At 70.4% G+C, this 19,957-nt stretch carries 18 protein-coding genes; 7 read left to right on the plus strand and 11 right to left on the minus strand.

What is annotated here, in order from left to right:
- Positions 1-3: 3 nt before the first annotated feature.
- Positions 4-990 (plus strand): alpha/beta hydrolase, encoded by a 987-nt coding sequence (locus D7W79_RS45625; RefSeq protein WP_208729620.1) that lies wholly within the window; start codon positions 4-6, stop codon positions 988-990.
- A 3-nt stretch (positions 991-993) separates the two neighbouring features.
- On the opposite strand, the gene D7W79_RS02595 is transcribed toward D7W79_RS45625, so the two are convergent.
- Entirely contained in the window at positions 994-1,830 is an 837-nt protein-coding gene (locus D7W79_RS02595) for a class I SAM-dependent methyltransferase (protein ID WP_120523737.1), read from the minus strand.
- A gap of 124 nt (positions 1,831-1,954) precedes the next feature.
- On the opposite strand from D7W79_RS02595, the gene D7W79_RS02600 reads away from it, so the two are divergent.
- Complete coding sequence (locus tag D7W79_RS02600) at positions 1,955-2,578, plus strand: glutathione S-transferase family protein (RefSeq protein ID WP_120523738.1); 624 nt, start codon at positions 1,955-1,957, stop codon at positions 2,576-2,578.
- Positions 2,579-2,702: 124 nt separating this feature from the next.
- On the opposite strand, the gene D7W79_RS02605 is transcribed toward D7W79_RS02600, so the two are convergent.
- On the minus strand, positions 2,703-3,638 hold the full coding sequence (locus D7W79_RS02605) for an alpha/beta hydrolase family protein (protein WP_158616869.1): 936 nt from the start codon (positions 3,636-3,638) through the stop codon (positions 2,703-2,705).
- Positions 3,639-4,048: 410 nt separating this feature from the next.
- Between D7W79_RS02605 and D7W79_RS02610 the strand changes: the two genes are divergently transcribed.
- From D7W79_RS02610 to D7W79_RS02620, 3 genes are read left to right on the plus strand one after another with little or no spacing between them, the layout of a single operon-like run.
- Positions 4,049-5,341 (plus strand): O-acetylhomoserine aminocarboxypropyltransferase/cysteine synthase family protein, encoded by a 1,293-nt coding sequence (locus D7W79_RS02610; protein WP_120523740.1) that lies wholly within the window; start codon positions 4,049-4,051, stop codon positions 5,339-5,341.
- A 4-nt stretch (positions 5,342-5,345) separates the two neighbouring features.
- Complete coding sequence (locus D7W79_RS02615; RefSeq protein WP_120523741.1) at positions 5,346-6,692, plus strand: alpha/beta fold hydrolase; 1,347 nt, start codon at positions 5,346-5,348, stop codon at positions 6,690-6,692.
- Positions 6,689-9,202 carry an amino acid kinase family protein gene (locus D7W79_RS02620; RefSeq protein WP_158616870.1) on the plus strand — a complete coding sequence of 838 codons (2,514 nt, stop codon included), beginning with the start codon at positions 6,689-6,691 and terminating at the stop codon, positions 9,200-9,202. Before D7W79_RS02615 ends, D7W79_RS02620 begins: the two co-directional genes overlap by 4 nt.
- 3 nt (positions 9,203-9,205) lie before the next feature.
- On the opposite strand, the gene D7W79_RS02625 is transcribed toward D7W79_RS02620, so the two are convergent.
- Positions 9,206-10,015 (minus strand): transglycosylase SLT domain-containing protein, encoded by an 810-nt coding sequence (locus D7W79_RS02625; RefSeq protein ID WP_120523743.1) that lies wholly within the window; start codon positions 10,013-10,015, stop codon positions 9,206-9,208.
- A gap of 229 nt (positions 10,016-10,244) precedes the next feature.
- On the minus strand, positions 10,245-10,958 hold the full coding sequence (locus tag D7W79_RS02630) for an SRPBCC domain-containing protein (protein WP_158616871.1): 714 nt from the start codon (positions 10,956-10,958) through the stop codon (positions 10,245-10,247).
- Between the two features lie 89 nt (positions 10,959-11,047).
- On the opposite strand from D7W79_RS02630, the gene D7W79_RS02635 reads away from it, so the two are divergent.
- Positions 11,048-11,320 carry a DUF6289 family protein gene (locus tag D7W79_RS02635; protein WP_120523745.1) on the plus strand — a complete coding sequence of 91 codons (273 nt, stop codon included), beginning with the start codon at positions 11,048-11,050 and terminating at the stop codon, positions 11,318-11,320.
- 4 nt (positions 11,321-11,324) lie between these two features.
- On the opposite strand, the gene D7W79_RS02640 is transcribed toward D7W79_RS02635, so the two are convergent.
- Both D7W79_RS02640 and D7W79_RS02645 read right to left on the minus strand, forming a co-directional pair.
- The gene (locus D7W79_RS02640; RefSeq protein WP_120523746.1) at positions 11,325-12,248 is read right to left on the minus strand and encodes an MBL fold metallo-hydrolase; all 924 of its coding nucleotides are present in this window, start codon (positions 12,246-12,248) and stop codon (positions 11,325-11,327) included.
- A gap of 70 nt (positions 12,249-12,318) precedes the next feature.
- On the minus strand, positions 12,319-12,663 hold the full coding sequence (locus D7W79_RS02645; protein WP_120523747.1) for a winged helix-turn-helix transcriptional regulator: 345 nt from the start codon (positions 12,661-12,663) through the stop codon (positions 12,319-12,321).
- Between the two features lie 75 nt (positions 12,664-12,738).
- Between D7W79_RS02645 and D7W79_RS02650 the strand changes: the two genes are divergently transcribed.
- The gene (locus D7W79_RS02650; RefSeq protein WP_120523748.1) at positions 12,739-13,566 is read left to right on the plus strand and encodes an NAD(P)H-dependent oxidoreductase; all 828 of its coding nucleotides are present in this window, start codon (positions 12,739-12,741) and stop codon (positions 13,564-13,566) included.
- Here the strand turns inward: D7W79_RS02650 and D7W79_RS02655 are convergent.
- The 5 genes from D7W79_RS02655 to D7W79_RS02675 all read right to left on the minus strand — a co-directional run bounded on the left by D7W79_RS02655 (position 13,538) and on the right by D7W79_RS02675 (position 19,909).
- The gene (locus D7W79_RS02655; protein ID WP_120523749.1) at positions 13,538-14,629 is read right to left on the minus strand and encodes a potassium channel family protein; all 1,092 of its coding nucleotides are present in this window, start codon (positions 14,627-14,629) and stop codon (positions 13,538-13,540) included. The genes D7W79_RS02650 and D7W79_RS02655 overlap by 29 nt on opposite strands.
- 13 nt (positions 14,630-14,642) lie before the next feature.
- The gene (gene tatC, locus D7W79_RS02660; RefSeq protein WP_120523750.1) at positions 14,643-15,848 is read right to left on the minus strand and encodes a twin-arginine translocase subunit TatC; all 1,206 of its coding nucleotides are present in this window, start codon (positions 15,846-15,848) and stop codon (positions 14,643-14,645) included.
- 39 nt (positions 15,849-15,887) lie between these two features.
- Positions 15,888-16,364, minus strand: coding sequence for a Sec-independent protein translocase protein TatB (gene tatB / locus D7W79_RS02665; protein ID WP_120523751.1), 477 nt, complete (start codon positions 16,362-16,364; stop codon positions 15,888-15,890).
- A 153-nt stretch (positions 16,365-16,517) separates the two neighbouring features.
- A complete protein-coding gene (locus D7W79_RS02670; RefSeq protein WP_120523752.1) occupies positions 16,518-17,819 on the minus strand; it encodes an MFS transporter in 1,302 nt (433 codons plus the stop codon).
- Positions 17,820-17,845: 26 nt separating this feature from the next.
- Entirely contained in the window at positions 17,846-19,909 is a 2,064-nt protein-coding gene (locus tag D7W79_RS02675) for a methyl-accepting chemotaxis protein (RefSeq protein ID WP_120523753.1), read from the minus strand.
- Between the last annotated feature and the right edge of the window lie 48 nt (positions 19,910-19,957).

The raw sequence follows: 19,957 nt of genomic DNA on the forward strand, positions 1-19,957 counted from the left end.
ACCATGTCCCGCATCCTGCTCGCCGCCGTTCTCGCCCTCGGTCTGTCCGCGTGTTCCGACGACCCCGATGAAGTCACGCCTGACTCGGGCACCTCGACCACCGACGCGGGCCGCGATGCGGGCGCGGACATGGACGCGGGGGCCGACGCGGGGACGGACGTGGACGCGGGCACGGATGCCGGCACGGGCATGGACGCCGGGACGGATGCGGGCACGGGCAGCTCGCACGGCGCCGGCAAGCTCGCGTGCAGCAAGACGGGCACGGTGAGCACGGACGCGGGCACGCTGACGTACTGCGTGGCGCAGGTGGGCGCAACGGAGGTGAAGCTCATCGAGCCGAAGCAGGGCATCGCGCCCGGGCCCATGCGGCTGGCCATCTACCTGCACGGCGACGGCGCGGCCACGTACAACGGCAGCAACCCGCGTTCGCTGTTCACGCACGGCGGTTGGACGTACGGGCACAACACGCTCTACGTGACGGCGCTCGCGCCCAACAAGTGCGCGTGGTGGACGGTGCCGGAGCGCACGGACTGCTCCACGGAGGCGCCCATCGAGGCACGCGACCTGGAGGGCAAGAACGCGGCGGAGCTGGTGTCGCTCATCGAGGCGCTGCGCAAGGGCTGGGACATCCAGGACGGCCCCATCCTCTTCGGCGGCTCGTCGGGCGGCAGCATCCAGCTGACGGCCAGCTTCCTGCCGCGCTACGGCGACCGCTACCCGGGCGTCTATGCGCTGAGCTGCGGCGGTGAGAAGCCGTGGTCGGGCCAGATGGACTGGGACGCGTCCAACGCGGCGCTGCGCGCGGGCACGAAGTTCTACTTCACGTACGGCGACCAGGATTACCTGCTCCAGGACATCCAGGCGGCGGAGCAGTACCTCGGCGGACTCCAGTTCCCGGTGAACGACAAGGTCATCGCGGGCGCGCAGCACTGCGCGTTCGACCAGGTGGGCCGCGTCACGGAAGTGTGGAACGAGGCCACCGCGCAGTAGGCATCAGGCCTTCGCGGGCACCGGGGCATCCGCCAGCCTCACGTGGATGATTCCCGGTGTCCGGTGCCGGAACCAGGGCAGCCGGTTGAACGTGTTCAAGACGGCGCGATGGAAGCCCCGGGGGAACACGTACGGCACCTTCGAGACGTGCGTCACGCGTGGGTGCCAGCGCTTCAGCGTGGGCGCCACCTCATCCAGGTTGATGCCCCACGGCATGGGCGGTGACCGGTAGGCACGCGTGCGGCGCTGCCCCGCGAGCGTCTGCTGGGAGACCCACCGGGGAATCGTGTCGAAGAGGAGCTCCGCGCCCGGGAAGCGCTCCGCGATGTCGGCGAACAGGCGGCGGACCTCCTCCTCCTGGAAGTACATGAGCAGCCCCTGCGCGATGATCAAAACGCCATGGGATGCGTCCACCGCGTCCATCCACGAGCGGTCCAGCGCGCTGGCTGCAAAGTGGCGAAGCCGCTCCGTGGGAGGAAGGAAGCGCTCGCGGATAGCCATGGCCTCCGGCAGGTCCACGCTCAACCAACACAGCCGGCCATTGTCCACGCGCAGGGCCTGCGTCTCCAGCCCCTCCCCCAGCGACACGACGAAGCCGTCCGGGTGCGTGGCAAGCCACTGGCGCAGGACGCGGTCCGTCTCCACCGCGCGGATGGCGTGGGACGCCTGCGCCTTCCCGAACGAGCGCTCGAAGTCGTACTGGATGGCGTCGTAGATGCGCACGCAGTCCGCGTCGCGAAGGATGCCGTCGGGCCGCTTCGCCTCCGCCGCGCGATTGTGCAGCGTCAGGAGCATCGTCTCCGGGATGCCCGTCAAGTTCGGAACGTAGCGCTCGGCCATGTCAGGTCCCCTGCTTGGGCTTCCATACGACCCGGTGGATTCGGGAGCAAGAAGCGGAGCGCGGGCAGAGGACGGAGCTGTCTACTGTGACGCGCACTCTTCCTTCGCCGCATGGAGCAGCCGAATGCGCCTCTACGACTATCTGCCTTCCGCGAACGGCTACAAGGTCCGCACGTTGCTCGCGCAGCTCGGGCTCGCTTACGAGTTGGTGCCGGTGGACATCTTCGCGGGGGAGAGCCACACGGCGGACTTCCACGCGAAGAACCCGGACGGCCGCATTCCGGTGCTGGAGCCGGAGCCCGGGCGGTTCCTCGCGGAGTCCAACGCCATCCTGCTGTTCCTGGCGGAGGGTACGCGCCTGATGCCGGACGACCGCTTCGCGCGGGCGCAGGTGCATCAGTGGATGTTCTTTGAACAGAACGCGGTGGAGCCGAACCTGGGCACCGCGCGCTACTGGCTCCTCACGGGCCGGCAGTCACCGCAATCCGAAGTGCTCCGCAATCGCGTGCAGAACACCGAGCGCGCCCTGTCCGCGCTGGAGCGGCACCTGGGCAGCCGCATGTTCCTTGTGGACGAGCGCTACACCGTCGCGGACCTCTGCCTCTTCGCGTACACGCACCTGGCGCCGGATGCGGGCGTGGACCTCGCGCCCTACCCGGCCGTGACCGCGTGGCTGGAGCGCGTGAGGGCCCAGCCCGGCTTCCTGGGCCCCGTGCCGCCCTACTCCGCGAACGCGCGCGTGGGCTGAAGCAGCGAGCGGCACTGCCCTGCGCTCCGCGCTCCACGTCTGGTGGACGTGGGCCTCTTGCGCCGCGACCCGCGCCACTCGCCTACGTGTTCTGCGCTCCGCGAACGCGGCTGACGCGAAGTCCTCACTCCGCTTCCGCTGCTACGGCCTGACGGGCCTCCGCGTCCGTGAGTACGACCGCAGGCGCATCCGCCTTCGCTTCCATGAGCCGCTTCGCCAGCAACTCCGTCACGGGCGCGAGCACGCTGAAGTGCGTGGCGCCCGGCACCGCGAGGAACGACAGCGGTGCGCCCTTCGCCGCCACGCGCAGCGGTTCGAACGCGTCCATGTTGCCGTGGTCCGAGCCCTCGATGACCTGCGTGGGCACGCGCAGGTGCTCCACGTAGCTCACCGGGTTGCGCATCCACAGCTCCGACCCACGGGCCTGCCCCAGGAGCGGGACATAGGCCGCGTACTCGGACACGTCGTGCACCGGGCCGAACACGTAGGCCCCCTTCAAGCGCGGTGACAGCACCGCGGCCATCAGCGCCACCGTGCCTCCCGTGCTGTGCCCCGCCACGTAGATGCGCGCGGGGTCCACGTCCGGGCGCTGCGCCACGAAGTCGATGGCGGCCACCACGTCATCCACCTCGCCCAGGAAGTACTCGCGCGCGCCCGGGTTGTCGTCCGACCCGCGCAAGGACGGCAGCATCAACACCAGCCCTGCTTCGCGAAACGCCCGCGCGCTCTGATCATTGCTCCGGGGCGAAGGCGTCCATGCGAAGTCGTCGAGCCCGAAGTCCATGCCTCCGTGGATCCACACCACCGCCGGACGCTTCGCGCTTTCGCGCACGGGCGTGACGTAGGCCGCGTTGCTGCCCAGCGGCGCGGGATAGCGCACCAGCTCAAACAGCTCCTTCGGCGGCGTGGGCGCGGGGATGCGCTGCGTGGGCTCTACCTTCAACTGCGTGCGGAAGGTCTTTCGAAGGTTCACGGACGTGGGCGGCGCGGGCTTGGAGCAGGCCCCGACGAAGAGGCAGGCCAGCAGGCTGGAGAGGAGGACACTTCGTGAAGGCATCATCGTGTTGGGAATACGGAGCAGTGGAATGTCACGGGTCCGCGACATGCGCGGCGATGTTCCGGAGGGTGGCTTGACAGCTCACGCCATCGCGTCTACTTCTTCTCGCAGAATGTTCGTCACCTCCGCCATGTGCATGTGTTCGATGCCTGTTCCGGGTGGGCCCAAGCCCGCTGCGGCCGGCTGACGCACAGCCTGCCCCTGGCGAGCCAACCGGAGCCCACCCACCCGCGAGGGTCGGTGGGCTTCGTCGTTCCGGGCCTCCGCTCTCGCACCCCTGCCGAGGAGCGTCGCAGCGCCCAGCACGTCCTGAAGTCCTCCCCGCCGCCCGCAGTGCCCTGACGTCCCCGCCACCCGTCTGCCTTCACGCACGCGCGCTCCCTCCGGAGCGACGCGAACAGGAGTCCCTTGCCATGAGCACGCCCAACAACGAACGCCCGCTGCACCCCGACACGCTCGCGCTGCACGCCGGCTATTCGCCCGACCCCACCACGGGCGCTCGCGCGGTGCCCATCTACCAGACAACCAGCTACCGCTTCCGCGACGCGGACCACGCCGCCGCCCTCTTCGGCCTCAAGGAGTTCGGCAACATCTACACGCGCATCATGAACCCCACGACGGATGTCTTCGAGAAGCGCATCGCAGCGCTCGAAGGGGGCGTGGGGGCGCTCGCGGTCGCGTCCGGACAGGCCGCGCAGACGCTGGGCATCCTCAACATCCTGAAGACGGGAGACGAGATCGTCTCCGGCGCCAGCCTCTACGGCGGCACGTACAACCTGTTCAAGGTGACGCTCGCGCGCCTGGGCATCACCACGAGGTTCGTGGACGCGGGCAACCCGGACGCGTTCCGTCAGGCCATCGGGCCGAAGACGAAGGCGCTCTACCTGGAGTCACTGGGCAACCCGCGCCTGGACGTGCCGGACTTCGACGCCATCGGCGCCGTGGCGCGCGAGGCGGGCCTGCCTCTCTTCGTGGACAACACCGCGCTGTCCCCTGCCCTCTTCAACCCGCTGCGCCACGGCGCGAACATCGTGCTGCACAGCGCGACGAAGTACATCGGCGGCCACGGCACCTCCATTGGCGGCGTCATCGTGGACGGCGGCAACTTCCCCTGGGAGAACGGCAAGTTCCCGGAGCTGACCGAGCCCAACCCCGGCTACCACGGCCTGCGCTTGCGAGAGGCCTTCGGCCCCGCGGCGTTCATCCTCAAGGCCCGGCTGGAGGGCCTGCGCGACCTGGGCCCCGCGCTCAGCCCCTTCAATGCGCATGCGTTCATCCTGGGCCTGGAGACGCTGCGGCTGCGGCTGGAGCGCCACTCGCAGAACGCGCTCGCGGTGGCGAAGTGGCTCAAGCAGCACAAGAAGGTGGAGTGGGTGCGCTACCCGGGCCTGGAGGACGACCCCGCGTTCCCCAACGCGAAGAAGTACCTCCAGGGCGGCTTCGGCGGGCTCGTCACCTTCGGCGTGAAGGGCGGCCTGTCCGCGGGGCGCAAGGTGATTGACGGCGTGAAGCTGTGGAGCCTGCTCGCGAACATCGGCGACACGCGCTCGCTCATCATCCACCCCGCGTCCACCACGCACGAACAGCTCAGCCCGCAGGAGCGCGCCAGCACGGGCGTCACCGACGACCTGGTGCGCCTGTCCGTGGGCCTGGAGCACCTGGACGACATCCTGGCCGACCTGGACCAGGCCCTGAGCGCGGCCTGACGCCATGCGACCCGTGAGGCCTGGCCAGGAAGTGCCCCCGCGCGCGGAGACCCCGCGCGTCTTTGACCTGTCGCTGCCGGACCTGCCGCTGGAGGCCGGCGCCCGCGTGGCGCCCCACCTCGTGCGCGGCTGGTGGTGGGGGCCCCCGGAGGACCTCGCGTGGTTGCAGTCCCGCGCCCGCGTGCATTCCGAGGAGGCGACGCGCGCGGGCCGGCTGCGCGTGGTGCGCAGGTCCGCCTCCGAGCTGCGCGACGCAGCCTCCGAGCTGCGCGACGCGCGCCGCACCGGACCCCGCCGCACGCCGGACGCGGTGCCCACCGTGCTGCTGGTGCACGCGCTCACCGGGGACATGAACGCGGGCGGTGAAGGCGGCTGGTGGGAGCCCGTCATCGGGCCTGGCCGGCCGTTGGATCCGTCGCGCGTGCGGCTGCTGTGCTTCAACAACCTGGGCTCCTGCTACGGCACCTTCGGCCCCGCGGACGAAGGCTTCCCGCAGCGCACCGACGACACGCGGTTCGGCCCGTCCCCGGTGCTGCCCAAGGGCGACCTGCGCCTGGACGAGCGGAGCCTGCCCGCGACGATTACGCCGTGGGACCAGGCGCGCTCCATCCTCGCGGCGCTGGACGCGCTGGGCGTGGACGAGGTGGCGCTCGTCACCGGCGGCTCGCTGGGCGGCATGGTGGTGCTGTGCCTGGCGGCGCTCGCGCCGGAGCGCTTCCAGCGCATGGTCCCCATCGCGACGGCGGAGGCCGCGTCCGCGTGGGTGGTGGGCTGGAACCACGTGGCCCGGCAGGCCCTGCTCCTCGACCCGGAGTATCCCGAATCCCCAAGGCGTGGCCTGGAGCTGGCGCGCCAGCTGGCGACGCTCACCTATCGCGCGGAGGCCGGACTGGACGCGCTCCAGCCGCGTCCGCAGGCCTGGTCGTCGCGCACGCTGTACCCGGTGGAGAGCTACCTGGAGCACCAGGGCGCGAAGCTGGAGGCGCGCTTCGATGCCCGCTCCTACCTGGCGCTGCTGGGCGTCATGGACCACCACGATCTCACGCGCGTGCCGACGCCGAACGGCGGTCCCGGCGTGGACCGCATCCGCGCGAGCACGTTGACCATCGGCATCGACCGGGACGTCCTCTTCCCTCCCGAGCACATGAAGAACCTGTCCCGTCGCCTGCGCGCGCAGGGACTCCATGCCGAGTACGCGGTCCTGTGCAGCGTGCACGGCCACGACGGCTTCCTCATCGAATGGGACGCGCTCGCGCCCCTGTTGCTTCGCGCGCTGGCCCTGCCTCCGGGCGTGGGCCGCGACGCCCGCCTTTCCTCCACTGCCGGCGTTCGCGCCCGGAAGACCTCATGACCGCCCCTGTGAGCATCACCCGTTACGCTCCCTTCCTGCTCGACACCGCCCAGGGACTCGCGTCCGTGGCCACGCACCTGTCGCGCCGCGACGCGGGCAGCACGCGCGCCGCCATCGTGTCGTCACCTCCGTGGCTCGCGGCGGGGCTGGAGGCCGCGCTGTCCATCGCGTTGAAGGGCAACTCCACGCTGGCCCGGCAGGAGCTGGATGGACTGCTCGCGCGGGGCCTGTTGATGCTGGAGGACGCCGAGCGCCGGCTGGGCGCGCCCCCGGGCTCCACGTCGGTGGAGACGGACGGTGCGCGCACGCTGGCGTCGTTGCTGGAGCCCGCTCGCCGCGCGCTGGATGGCGCCAGCCTGGTGCGTGAGCGGCGGCCCGCGCTGGAGGACGTGGTGCGCGGCACCGGCGAGCGGCTGACCGCGGCGCTGCTGGCGCGGCTGCTGGGCGCTCGCGGAGTGCCTTCGCTGGAGGTGGACGCGGCCGACTGGACGGTGACGGAGGGCGAGCCCGGGCAGGCGCGCGTGAACCGCGAGCACACCCGCGCCCGGGTGGCGACGCTGCGGCCTTCGTGGGAGGGACGACTGACGCTGCACGCGGGCGGCCGGGGCGTGGCGCTGGATGGGCGCTCCACGACGCTGGGCGTGGATGGCGCGGACGAGACGGCGGCGGTGCTGTCCGTGCTGCTGGGCACGCCGTTGACGTTGTGGACGGACGTGCCCGGGGTGATGACGGCGGATCCGCTGCACGTGGCGGATGCGCGGCCGGTGCCGCACCTGAGCTACACGGAGGCCCTGGAGCTGGTGTACCTGGGCCTGCCCACGCTGCATCCGCGAGCGCTGTCCACGCTGCGCGACGCGGACATCCCGCTGCGCGTGCGCCATCTGCAACAGCCCGACGAACCCGGCACTCTCATCGACGTGCGCGGCGCGGGCAACGGCAGCGTGCCCACGTGCGTGGTGTCGCTGGAGGACCTGGCGCTGCTGGGGCTGGAGGGCGGCACGGAGGAAGCGGCGCGGCCGGTGGGGCCTCGCGCGTTGCAGGCGCTGGAGGCCGCGGGCATCGACGCGTGGATGGCGGCGCAGTCGTCACCGGGACGTTCGGTGGCGGTGGTGCTGCGCCGGGCGCACGCGGCCCGAGCGGAGGAGGTGTTGCGACGGGAGCTGGCGCCGGAGCTGGAGCGCGGCGCGTTGCAGCCGCCCCAGGTGCGCGCGCCGGTGACGCAGGTGGCGCTGGTGGCGGAGGCCATGGGCCAGGGCGCCAACGTGGCGGGACGGCTGTTCCAGCCGCTGGGCGCGCTGGGCATCAACGTGCGCGCCATCGCGCAGACGGCGAGCGCGCGCTCCATCTCGTTCATCGTGGACGGGGCGGAGACGGCGCTGACGGTGCGCACGGTGCACGCGGCCTTCCACTTCGCGCACGAGGAGGTGAGCCTGCTGGTGCTGGGGCACGGCGTGGTGGGCAGCCAGCTGTTGGACCAACTGCGCGCGTTGCAGGAGACGCTGGCGCAGGAGCACGGCATCCAGCTCAACCTGGTGGGGCTCGCGGACAGCCGGCGGGTGCTCTTCTCTCCAGAGGGCATCCCGCTGAAGCAGTGGCGAGAGCGCATCGCATCCGTGCCCGAGGGCGCGTCACCGCCCGTGGTGCGCGCGCTGCTGGAGCCGCTGCGACGGCTGCCGGTGCCGGTGCTGGTGGACTGCACCGCGGCGGAGGGCATGGAGGAGCTGTACCTGGAGGCCTTCCGCAACGGCATCCACGTGGTGGCTGCGAACAAGAAGCCGCTGACGCAGCCGCGCGAGGTGTGGGAGCGGCTGCGGAGCACGGCGCACCTGAACCACCGCGCGTACCACTACGAGACGACGGTGGGCGCGGGGCTCCCGGTCATCCAGACGCTGAAGGACCTGGTGCGCACGGGAGACCGGGTGCACGGAGTGGAGGGTTCGTTCTCCGGGACGCTCGGGTACCTGAGCCAGCAGCTGATGGACGGCGTGCCGCTGTCGAAGGCGGTGCGCACGGCGCGCGAGAAGGGCTTCACGGAGCCGCACCCGCGCGAGGACCTGGCGGGCACGGACGCGGCTCGAAAGGCGCTCATCCTCGCGCGTGAGCAGGGATTGGACCTGTCGCTGGAGGACGTGGAGGTGGAGCCGTTCGTGCCGCGCGAGTACCTGGAGGAGCCGGACGTGGAGCGCTTCCTCACGGGGCTGGAGAAGCTGGACCGGACGTTCACCTCGCGCGTCGAGGGCCTGCGCGCGGAGGGCAAGGTGCTGCGCTACCTGGCGCGCATCGACCCTGCGGCGAAGGACGGGCCGGTGCTGCGCGTGGGCCCGGTGGCCGTGCCGAAGGAACATCCGGCGACACGGCTGCGCGGCTCGGAGGCGTTCGTGGCCTTCTCCACGGAGAGATACGCGGACTACCCGCTGCTCGTGCAGGGCGCGGGCGCTGGTGGCCCTGTCACGGCGGCGGGCGTCCTCGCGGACATCCTGAAGATCGCCCAGAACCTGCGGGGGCGGTGAGGCTCAGTAGCCGACGTAGCCGCTGCCGCTGTTCATCGCCTGGATGCCCGGGGTGTTGGACACCGAGCCGTAGCGGTCCACCGAGTAGCGGACGGCCGCGATGATGTTGTCCACCGGGTTGCGGATGTTGTCGTGGCCCGGGAGCTTGAACGCGTCGAACGTGGGCTGGATGGTCTGCATCAGGCCGATGGAGGGATGGCCGTCCTTCGCGTTCTGATCCGTCAGGTTGATGGCGTTCGGGTTGCCGCTGGACTCGTGCTCGATGATCTTCGCGATGTCCTGGGGGTTCATCTTGTCCACCGGGATGCCAGCGGCCTTGAGGATCTCCATGGCCTGCTTGATCCAGTCACCCACCTCGCCCTTCGGCATGTCGCCCGTGGCGCCTGCCGACTGGGCGGAGCCCGCCTGGAACGAGTCACCCGCGCCGGACGCGCCGCCCGTGCTGGGAGCGCCGCCCGAGTTCGAAGGAGCGCCCGCGCTGGACGCGCCGGACACGCCCGACGGGGCCTGGGCTCCGTCCACGCCGCCCGCGGCGGCAGCACCGCCGCTGATGGAGGTCTGGAGCATCTGGACGATCTGCTGCAGCTCCTTCACCACCTCGCTGAGCCCCTCCATGAACTGCTTGAACTGCGCGCCCTTCGCGGGGCCCGCGCTGAAGCCGTCCTGCTGGAACTGGGACGCGAAGCTGGAACCGGGCTTCTGGCAGGCGCCGCCCTGCACGCGGGCGCCGGACACGGCATCCGGACGGGAAGCGAAGTCCTGGGAGGGGACGCGGAAGGAAGCGGAGCGGGTGGAGCCGGGGGCGATGACCATGGGGGATTTCCTCGAAGGTTGAGTGCTGCTGACGAGGAACACCTACAGCAGGAGACATGCCAACCCTTTGGAGGACATCCACCGCAAGCCAAGTGCTTGATGTCCTTGAGGAAGCGCGAGGCACGGTGGAGCTCACCGGGCCTCGTTCCTGGTGACTGGAGTCATCGCATCACGAACCGCGGTCACCACCCGCGATGCGCCGACGCCTCACGGCCATCCGCGTCGCGCTCTACTTCGTGCGCGCATCGGGCTTCCGGCTCCGCGAGGGCGGCGCGACCTTCTTCGCGGGTGCGGCCTTCTTCACCGCCCGGGCCTGCTTCCCGGCCACGGCCTTCTTCGCGGGCGCGGCCTTCTTCACCGCTCGGGCCTGCTTCCTGGCCACGGCCTTCTTCGCGGGCGCGGCCTTCTCCGTCACCCGGGGCTGCTTCGTGGTCGCGGCATTCTTCGTTCCTCGCGCGGGGCCATGCTTCTTCAGCGCGGCGGCGCCCTGCTCCGCCAGACCTGCCTCCAGCGCGGGAGGCCTCTTGGCGCCCTTCTTCCCCGCGGGCTCACGCTTCGGGGGCCCATCCCGGTTCACCGCCACGGCCCTTCCGGAGAAGGCGTCCCAGCTCTCCAGCGCGCGCGTCCATCGGGCCAGCGTCTCCTCGCGTGCGCCCGCGTCCGGCAATCCCTCCGCATGGAGCGCGACGGTGACGCCATGCACCGACGGCAGCACGCGCAGCTGCACGGTGCGCGCACGAGGCCACGCGTCATGCTCCAGGCGCATGCGGAGCTGCTGGGGCGGAACCCGGCGCACCACCTTGAGGCGCGTGCCGTCCGGAAGCGCGACCTGCTCCCCTTCCTTCAGCGGCTGGGAGCACGCGCCCACCCAGCGCACGAGTCCTGCCTCCTCGCCCCACGCGGCCCAGGCCATCTCCGACCCCACCGCGAACGAGCGCCGCACTCCTGCCTGGTATCCACCATCAGCCGTCCGACCTGTCGACATTGACACTCCTTACTGAATAATCTTGTTTTCCAAATCTAGGAGGAACGATGCGCCATCTTCTGACGAGCCTGCTGTGCACGGGAGCCCTGCTGTTCACCGCATGTGGTGGCGAAGCGGATGCCCCCGGCGCGCCCACGCTCGACACGGCCGAGCAGGCCGCGTCCCCCTGCCGCACGGGCCAGTACACCCGAGTCACCTACTTCAGCGACAGCACGAAGACCGTGGAGGTGGGCCACCTCATCTGCGGCTGCAACGGCACCACCACCACCTACGGCCAGACGACGACCTTCACGACCGTCTCCTACGCGCTCTGCCAGTAGCCCGCTAGGGAGCGGCAACCTTCGCCTGCCGCTCCCACTCCGCCGGCAGGCCGATGTTGAGGAACACCGGGAAGCGCAGCCCCGGGTACGCGGCCTCGATGCGCGCGCGGATGTGCTGCGCCGCCGCGTCCGTGAACGGTCCCTGGGGCTTCTCCGCCGCGACCTCCGCGATGACGCGCTCCAGGTACTGCCGCTCGCTCGCGAGCAGCCCCGCGTCTCCTGAGGGCCCCCGCCCCGGATGGACCCACTTCGGGTGCAGCGCCTTCAGCTCCTCCAGCCGCTGGAGCCACGCCTCCGTGCGACCCATCTCCAGCCAGCTGTGCGCGTCGTTCGCCACCAGGTCGCCGGGGAACACGTGCCCGTCGAACTCCACCACCACGTGCGCCTCGCTGCACCCGGCGCCCAGCACGTGCGCCTTCACCGTCACGCCGCCCGCGCTCAGCTCCGCCGTCTGGCTTCCGAAGCTGTCCGGCAGCGGCAGCGACATCGGGTAGTCCGGCGCATAGCGCGCGGCGAACGCCCGCGTGCGCTTCTCGTGGATGGCCGGGATGGACGCGCGCACCTGCTCGCTCGTCACGACGCGGATGCCGCGCTTGCGCAGCACGTCCGTGCCGTTGAACTTGTCCGGGTTGGCGTGCAGCACGATGGCCAGCTCCGCCTTCTTGCCCGTCACCGCCTCCGCCCAGGTGACGAACTCCTCCGCCGCGGACGGCAGGAACTGCGTGTCCACCAGGATGAGCCCCGTGGGCCCCTCAATCCAATACGACGACGTGCTGAAGCCCCACGGCGAGGACACGTACGTGCCCACGCGCGCGTCCGCGTGCGAGGCCAGCGTCACCTGCGCCCCCTTCAGACGCGGTGGCGGGGACGACGCACACCCCGCCGACAGAACGGCCAGCAGACCCAGGACGACGGCGAAACGATGCAAGGCGGCCTCCGGAAGAGAGCGCGCCCTGCCTAGTCGGCCGCCGTCCCGCTCGCAAGCCGTCCTGGGTGACTCACCCCGTGCGCTGCAGCCGGCGCTTGTACTTCTCACCCCAATCCCGCAGCCCGATGAGCACCGGCTCCAGGGAGCGGCCGAAGGCGGTGAGTTCGTACTCCACGCGCGGCGGCACCTGCGCGTAGACCGTGCGCTTCACCAGCCCGTCCTCTTCAAGCTCGCGCAGCTGCAACGTCAGCATGCGCTGGCTGCAGTTGGGCAGCCGCTTGCGCAGCTCACCGAAGCGGTGCGTGCCCTTCAGCAACCAGTACAAGACCACGCCCTTCCAGCGTCCGCCGATGACGCCGAGGGACGCCTCCACCGCGCAGTTCGTGTTCGAGTCGTCGTCGCGCTTGCGGCTCATGGTTACCTCTTTGTACGTACTGCCCAAACATGTGCGTACTTGCGGAGAAATAACCGCAATCGTACCTCATGGGCCATGAACGTCCTCATCGTCCACGCCCATCCCGAACCCCGTTCACTCAATGGCGCATTGAAGGACCTGGCCGTGCAGCACCTGACGGCCCTGGGCCATACGGTCCAGGTGTCGGACCTCTACGCCATGGGCTGGAAGGCCAGCGCGGATGGAGCGGACTTCCTCACCTCCAACGCTGGAGAGCGGCTCTTCTACGAGCGCGCGTCGAAGGCCGCCTTCACCAACGGCACCCAGACGGCGGACATCTCCGCCGAGCAGCAGAAGCTGCTCTGGGCCCAGGCCGTCATCCTCCAGTTCCCGCTGTGGTGGTTCTCCATGCCGGCCATCCTCAAGGGGTGGATCGACCGGGTCTTCGCCTTCGGCTTCGCCTATGGCGTGGGCGTGCATGAAGGCGAACGCTGGGGTGACCGCTACGGAGAGGGCACGCTGACGGGCCGCCGCGCCATGCTCTCCATCACCATTGGCGGACGCGCGCCGCACTACACGGACCGGGGCGTCAACGGGGCGCTGGAAGACCTCCTCTTCCCCATCGAGCACGGGGTGCTCTTCTATCCGGGGATGGACGTCCTGCCGTCATTCACGGTCTACCAGTCCGACCGCATGAAGGAGGAGCAGTGGCCCGCCGTGGCGGAGGCGTTCAAGGCACGGCTGGACGGCCTGTTCACCGACGCGCCCATTCCGTTCCGCAGGCAGAACGGCGGGCACTACGACACGCAGCAGGTGCTGAAGCCCGGGCTGGGCGACGGCGCTTCCGGCACCCGCATCCACCGGGTGCGGGAGGGTGAACCAGAGCAGCGGCCCCTCACCCCGTGGGGCGGTACCCCGGCATGAGGAAGTTGTCGTGGTCCGCGTACGCCGGCGCATCCGACTCGCCGGTGAAGGCGCGCAGGGCGCAGTACTCCGGATAGGACGCCTGGATGGTGACCTGGTCTCCCGCCTGGAGCACCACGTCGCCGGTGGGGTGCAGCGTCTCCGTCTCGCCCCGGATGAGCGACAGCGCCAGCCCGCCGAAGCGGTCTCGCACCTGGGACACGTTCATCCCCGACAGGCCGTCGCGCACCACGAACAGCGACACCACCATCAGGTGCTTGCCGATGCGGAACGAATGGATGAGCCGTGGATCCAACGCGGCCAGCGCCATGGCGGGCGCGGCCAGCGAGGAGCTGGACAGGGCCTCCGCCTTGAACGTGTCGCGCACCTTCGCGCCCAGGTCGTCGTCGAACAGGCGGATGACCACGCGGATGCCGGGGTTCAACCGCCGCGCGTCCAGCGCGATGTTCAGGTTCGCCAGGTCGTCGTCCGTGGCGCAGACGATGGCGGACGCCTTCTTCACGTGCGTGCGCGGCAGGCACAGCGGGCTGCGCGTGTCGTCGATGAGCAGGGGCACGTTCTCGTCGCGCAGCGCGGACACGAACGTCGCGTCCTCGCGCTTCTCCACCACGACGACGTCCTTGCCCATCTCCCGCAGCTGCGTCACCACGCGGTAGCCCACGCGGCCCGCGCCGCACACCACGACGTGGCCCTTCATCGTTTCGGACACCACGGAGACCCACTCCTTGTCGTTCTTGTGCCGCGCGAAGAAGAGGTACGCGAAGCGCACCACGCCATCCACCACCAGCGCGATGCTGACCGGCGGGATGAGGATGTTGAGCGTCTCCACCAGCCAGTCGCTCACATACGGCAGCGACGGCTGCCCGAAGAGCAGGAAGTAGACGTGGTGCAGCGCCTCTCCGTAGGAGATGCGGTCCCCGCCCGGTCCCACGTAGCGCCAGTGGTACAGCAGCGGCCCCAGCCCGAAGATGACCGCCGCCAGCAGCAGCGTGCTGCGGAACCTCCGCGACAGCGCGCGCAGGTACCGCAGGTCCACCATCAGGCGCGCGGCGGGGCTCTTCATGCGCGCGGGAGCCCTACGCCGCCGGGGTGATGTCCGTGGAGGCTTCCGCCTTCGCACGGCGCTTCTCGATGAGCCACACCGCCAGCACGCCCAGCTCGTAGCAGAGCAACATGGGGCCGGCCATGAGCGACAGGTTCACCACGTCACCCGTGGGCGTCAGCACCGCCGCGGCGATGAGGCACACCACGAACGCGTGGCGCTGGTAGCGGAAGAGCCACCTCGACTGCACCACCCCGACGATGCCCAGGAGCGCCATCACCAGCGGCAATTCGAAGATGACGCCGAAGGCGAGGATGAGCAGCAGCACCAGCGACAGCTGCTCGTTCATCGTCAGCATGGGCCGCGTCCAGCGCGCGGCCTCGGCCTCCGCGTGGCCCCGGGCCAGCTCCTTCTGCAGCCGCCACAGGCCGGACATCTCCTCGGCGCGCGTGGGCGCCACGCCCGCGAGCAGGCTCGCCGCCTGGTCCATGGCGGCCTCCGACGCGACGTAGTCCTGCTTGCCGAAGGCCGTCACCGCCTCCACGCGCTTCTCCACCGCCTGGCGCAGCACGCCGCGCGCGGGGACTCCTATCCCGTCCGCCGCCGCGTCCAGCAGGTCGCCCAGGCCCTTGAGGCGCGCCGTGAGCTCCACGCTCTTCGCGGTCGCCACCTGCGGGTCCTGCACCTGGCCCTCGCCCGCGGCGGTCAGCGCGGCGCTGGTCTCCTTCGCCACGTGGCCGGCGCGCTCCACCTCGCCAATGCGCAGGAAGCGCAGGGAGTCCTCGGCGCCCATGCGCGCCGTGTCCATGCGCTGCTCCAGGGCGAGCGTCTCCTCCTCGTTGAGGAGGAACTTGAACATGGAGGGCAGCACCAGGAAGTAGCAGAACAGCGAGCCCACGATGAAGGCCACGGAGCCCAGCACCACGAAGGGCGACGCGTACTTGCGCTCCTCCGGGTAGAGCCCCGGCGCCACGAAGCCCCAGATCTGCCAGAGGATGACGGGCGTGGTGAGGAAGATGCCGCAGTACACGCCCACCTTCATCAGCACGTTGATTTCTTCGATGCCGGATGTGTAGACGAGCGAGCGCCCCTCCGGGGGCAGCGCGTCCAGCACCGGCCGCATCAACACGCCGAAGATGGGCTTGGCGAAGATGAGCGACACGGCGCCCAGCACGAGCACCGCGAGCGAGCACTTCACGAGCCGCGAGCGCAGCTCCGTGAGGTGCTCCGCCAGGCTCATGCGGAAATCCGACAGGTCAACCCCTTGGCGGTTCAGGGCTCAGCTCCGTTTCGGCGCGTTGCGCGCCACCGTGCCCGGGATGGGGGCGAGTTGCGGAAGGCCGTTCTCGTCCTGCGCCGGCGCCGCCTCGACCTGGGCTTCCGTGCCGGGCGCGGCTGCGTCCACGGCGGCCTCCGAAGGCGCGGGCACGTTCGCGGGGTCCAGCGTCGCGGTGAGCGCGGGCGCGGGCTCGGCCAGCACGTTGGGCGGGGACATGTCCGGGAGCGTGGACGGAGCCAGCTCCGGCGGTGGGGACGGCACGCGCGTGCCCGGGCGGGGCGGGGGCTCGCGGTTGAAGTCCTCGTCCATGGCGTAGAACTCGCGCTCCACCACGTTGCGCACGTCGTCCGTCTGCCGGCGGAACTCGCGCATGAACTTGCCGATGGCCCGCGCCAGCTCAGGCAACCGCTGGGGGCCGAGCACGATCAGCGCGGCCACCAGGATGAACACCATTTCGCCTGCGCCGATGTTGAACATGGGTCGTCGTCTTTCCCTTGAAGGGAACGTCCCGGGGTTATCGCGCCCACTGGCGGCTCGCGCAACCGTCAGCGACCGTCCAGCGTCCGTCCGGCCTCGTGTCAGGGAGGCGGGCGGCCGGGCACCCTACCCCGGCTGGGGCACATTGCCCCATCAGGCGTGCGGATTGGCCTGGGGCGACAGCGGCGCCGCCATCCCCTGGGCCGGGGGCACCGCCAGGGCCCGGGCCTGCTCGCGCGAGCGCACCCGGCCCTCCACCACCCACAGCATGACGGGAATGCCCACCGACAGCGCGATGGACACCCAGGCGATGGTGTCCATGCCGCCGAGCGTCCCGTCCGGCAGGTCCACCAGCAGGCGCGACGACAGGAAGGCCCCCAGCGCGGAGGCCATGTGCTGGGTGGCGGACTGCAGCGACATGAAGCGGGCGCGCACCGGGTTGTCCGGCACGCGCGAGGTGAGCGTGTTGTACGCCACGTTGCGCACCCCCATGGCCAGCATGAAGACCATGAACAGCGCGGGGATGGGCAGCCACGCGGGATAGTGCACGAAGCCCACGTATGTGCTGAGGGCCGCCAGCACCACGCCCACCGTGCCCACGCGGAAGGAGCCGAAGCGGTCCACCAGCGGCCCCGTCAGCCGCAGCGTGATGAAGCTCACGATGCCGCCCGCGAAGTAGATGATCCACAGGTGGTCGCGCGGGTAGCCCAGGTTCTGCTGGAGGTACGCGGAGATGTTGGGGATGACGATGAAGCCGCTCATCATCACCAGCGCCGTCATCAGGTAGGACAGCTGCACGTCGGTGCGGGTGAGCAGCTCCCCCACGCCTACGGCCCGGGACGCGCTGCCCCCGGGCTTCAGGTGTCCGCGCACCGGCGGCAGCAGCCACAGCGCGGCCACCACCACGACCAGGCCCAGCGCCGCCACCACGAAGAAGGGCGTCCGCCAGGTGCCCAGCTCCGCCACCTTCAGGGCCAGGGGCACGCCCAGCACGGAGGCCACGGAGAAGGACGCCATCACCGCGCCCAGCGCCCGGCCCCGGCGCTCCACCGGGATGAGGTCCGCGATGATGGACAGCGACAGCGCCGTCGCCGGCCCGCCGAAGAGGCCCGCGCACACGCGCGCCAGCAGCAGCGTGGACAGCCCCAGCGCCAGGCCCCCCGCCGCCGTGGCCGCGACGAGCCCCAGCATGCACACCGCCAGCGCCTTGCGCCGGTCGAAGCGGTCCAGGAAGTAGCCCCCCAACAGCCCCGCCACGCTCGCGGCGGCGGTGTAGCTGCCGCCGATGGTGCCGATGTGCGACGACTCGATGCCCAGCCCCTTCGCGAAGTCCGGGCCCAGCGGCATCACCATCACGAAGTCGAGGATGTTGACGAACTGCACCGCGCCGATGAGCAGCACCACGGCGCGCTCGGACACGGAACGGGAGGAGGCGGACTCGGACGACTCGGGCATGGAAGCCTTGGGGGAATGGCGGTGCGTCAGACGCGGAAGCGGCGGACCTCGGCGCGGAGGATCTCCGCCTGGCGCGTGAGGTTGTCGATGGCCTCTTCCAGCTGGCGCACCGAGCGCGTCTGGTGCTCGGACACGCCCTTGATGGTCTCCACGGCCTTGAGCACCTGCTCGCTGCCCTTGGTCTGCTCCTTCTGGGCGCGGTTCAGGTGGGTGACCATCTCGTTGATGCTCTCGATGGAGCGGGTGATCTGCTTGCTGCCGTGCGCCTGCTCCTGGCTGGAGCGCTGCACGTGCTGGGTGAGCGTCTTCATCCGCTCCGCGCTCTTCATGATCTGCTCGCCGCCCCGGGCCTGCTCGTTGGAGGCCTGGGAGATCATCGACACGGTGGCGGAGATGCGGTGGATGGCGGCGGTCACCTGCTTGCTGCCGCGCGCCTGCTCCACCGTGGCGCGGGCAATGGCCTTCACCATCTGCGTGGACTTCTGGGTGCTGTCGTTGATCTTCCGCAGGGCGCCTTCCGCCTCGCGGCCCAGCTGCACGCCCTCCTCCACGCTCTTGACGCCCTGGTTCATCACCACCACGGCGTTGCGGCTCTCCTCCTGCACGCCGCGGATGAGCTCGGCGATCTCCTTGGTGGACGCGCCGGTGCGCTCGGCCAGGTCCTTGATCTCCTCCGCCACCACCGCGAAGCCCTTGCCGTGCTCGCCCGCCTGCGCGGCGATGATGGCGGCGTTGAGGGCCAGCAGGTTCGTCTGCTCCGCCACGTCGTCAATGACGTTGAGGATGTTGCCAATCTCGCTGATGCGCCGGCCCAGGCTGTCGATGACGCCCGCGGCGGTGCGGCTGGTGTCCTTGATGCGGTCGATGCCGGAGAGCGTCTTGCGCAGGGCCTCCACGCCCGTCTGCGCGTCCTCGAAGACCTGCTCGGACAGGCGCGCGGTCTCGTTGGCGTTGGCGTCGACCTGACCGATGGCGGCGTCCATCTGGCTGATGGCGGAGGACGTGTCCTCGGTGGACGCGGAGAGGTCCTCGATGTTCTTGGCCACCTCCTTGATGGAGTACGTCATCTCCTCGATGGCGCTGGTGGTCTCCTCCACGCTGGCGGCCATGGCCTGGACGTTCTCCGCCACCTCGTCGTTGGTGGCGGCCATCTCCATGATGGAGGAGCTGCTCTCCTCCGCGCTCTGGTAGAGGACCTCCACGTTCTCCGCGATGCCGCGCAAGCTGGCCATCATCTCCACCATGGAGGAGGACGTCTCCTCCACGCGCGACTGCACGGTGCCCGCGCCGGAGGACACGGTGGTGCCGGTGCGGTGGATCTGCTCGATGACGCCGGCCACCACGTCGGACACGCCGCGCACGCGGCCCAGCGTGTCGCGCCAGGACTGGGCCATGCGGTTGAGGGCTTCGGCCAATTGGCCCAGTTCGTCCTTGCTGTTGCGCACCTCCGCGCGGCCGGTGAGGTCGGCCTCCGCCAGCTTGCGCGCCATGGACATCATCGCGTCCAGCGGGTGGAGGATGAACGCGCGCGAGATGAGGAACGCCACCAGGAGGAACAGCACCAGGCCCACGACGAAGGCCAGCAGCACCGTGTGGCGCAGGGCCGTGAGCACCCCATTCAGCTGGGAGTCGTTCACCACCACCACGACCTCGCCGGGCACGCCGCCCGCGAGCGTCACGGGTTCGGACACCGCCCAGGCGGTATCGGACAACTCCGTCTTGTCCAGCGGCGGGAGGGGGCGGACCGAGAGGCGCTTCTCCAGGCCCGTCCTGAACCATTCCGGCGGCGGCGCGGGGAACGTGGCGCGAGGCACGCCCTGGGCGTCCACCACCGCGACGACGCTGAAGTCGTCATCCAGCGGGTAGAGCCCATCCAGGCTGGGGACCGGTTGGGTGGCGGCCTGTCTTTCGACCAGGACCTTCACCTCCCGGGCCTTGGCCTGAGCGTGCAGCGCCATGCGCTCCCTCAGGTGGTTGGCCACCTGGAGGGGAACGACGAAGAAGAGCGCTCCCAGGATGACGGCCAGCGCGAGGCCGAACGAACCCAGGAGGATGCCCCGGAGACCGGGTTTCTTGAGGCGACGTGGCAAGGCCGGCCCACTGTAGGGAGGGTGGCCCGTCCGGGCAAGGAACGGACT

Origin of the sequence: Corallococcus exercitus (genome assembly GCF_003611585.1) — a bacterium.
Lineage (GTDB): Bacteria > Myxococcota > Myxococcia > Myxococcales > Myxococcaceae > Corallococcus > Corallococcus exercitus.

Excerpts from the sequence above, each read along its gene's own strand:
- D7W79_RS45625 (WP_208729620.1), top strand. The coding sequence starts at position 4 with ATGTCCCGCATCCTGCTCGCCGCCGTTCTCGCCCTCGGTCTGTCCGCG.
- D7W79_RS02595 (WP_120523737.1), bottom strand. The coding sequence starts at position 1,830 with ATGGCCGAGCGCTACGTTCCGAACTTGACGGGCATCCCGGAGACGATG.
- D7W79_RS02600 (WP_120523738.1), top strand. The coding sequence starts at position 1,955 with ATGCGCCTCTACGACTATCTGCCTTCCGCGAACGGCTACAAGGTCCGC.
- D7W79_RS02605 (WP_158616869.1), bottom strand. The coding sequence starts at position 3,638 with ATGATGCCTTCACGAAGTGTCCTCCTCTCCAGCCTGCTGGCCTGCCTC.
- D7W79_RS02610 (WP_120523740.1), top strand. The coding sequence starts at position 4,049 with ATGAGCACGCCCAACAACGAACGCCCGCTGCACCCCGACACGCTCGCG.
- D7W79_RS02615 (WP_120523741.1), top strand. The coding sequence starts at position 5,346 with ATGCGACCCGTGAGGCCTGGCCAGGAAGTGCCCCCGCGCGCGGAGACC.
- D7W79_RS02620 (WP_158616870.1), top strand. The coding sequence starts at position 6,689 with ATGACCGCCCCTGTGAGCATCACCCGTTACGCTCCCTTCCTGCTCGAC.
- D7W79_RS02625 (WP_120523743.1), bottom strand. The coding sequence starts at position 10,015 with ATGGTCATCGCCCCCGGCTCCACCCGCTCCGCTTCCTTCCGCGTCCCC.
- D7W79_RS02635 (WP_120523745.1), top strand. The coding sequence starts at position 11,048 with ATGCGCCATCTTCTGACGAGCCTGCTGTGCACGGGAGCCCTGCTGTTC.
- D7W79_RS02645 (WP_120523747.1), bottom strand. The coding sequence starts at position 12,663 with ATGAGCCGCAAGCGCGACGACGACTCGAACACGAACTGCGCGGTGGAG.
- D7W79_RS02650 (WP_120523748.1), top strand. The coding sequence starts at position 12,739 with ATGAACGTCCTCATCGTCCACGCCCATCCCGAACCCCGTTCACTCAAT.
- D7W79_RS02655 (WP_120523749.1), bottom strand. The coding sequence starts at position 14,629 with ATGAAGAGCCCCGCCGCGCGCCTGATGGTGGACCTGCGGTACCTGCGC.
- tatC (WP_120523750.1), bottom strand. The coding sequence starts at position 15,848 with ATGAGCCTGGCGGAGCACCTCACGGAGCTGCGCTCGCGGCTCGTGAAG.
- tatB (WP_120523751.1), bottom strand. The coding sequence starts at position 16,364 with ATGTTCAACATCGGCGCAGGCGAAATGGTGTTCATCCTGGTGGCCGCG.
- D7W79_RS02670 (WP_120523752.1), bottom strand. The coding sequence starts at position 17,819 with ATGCCCGAGTCGTCCGAGTCCGCCTCCTCCCGTTCCGTGTCCGAGCGC.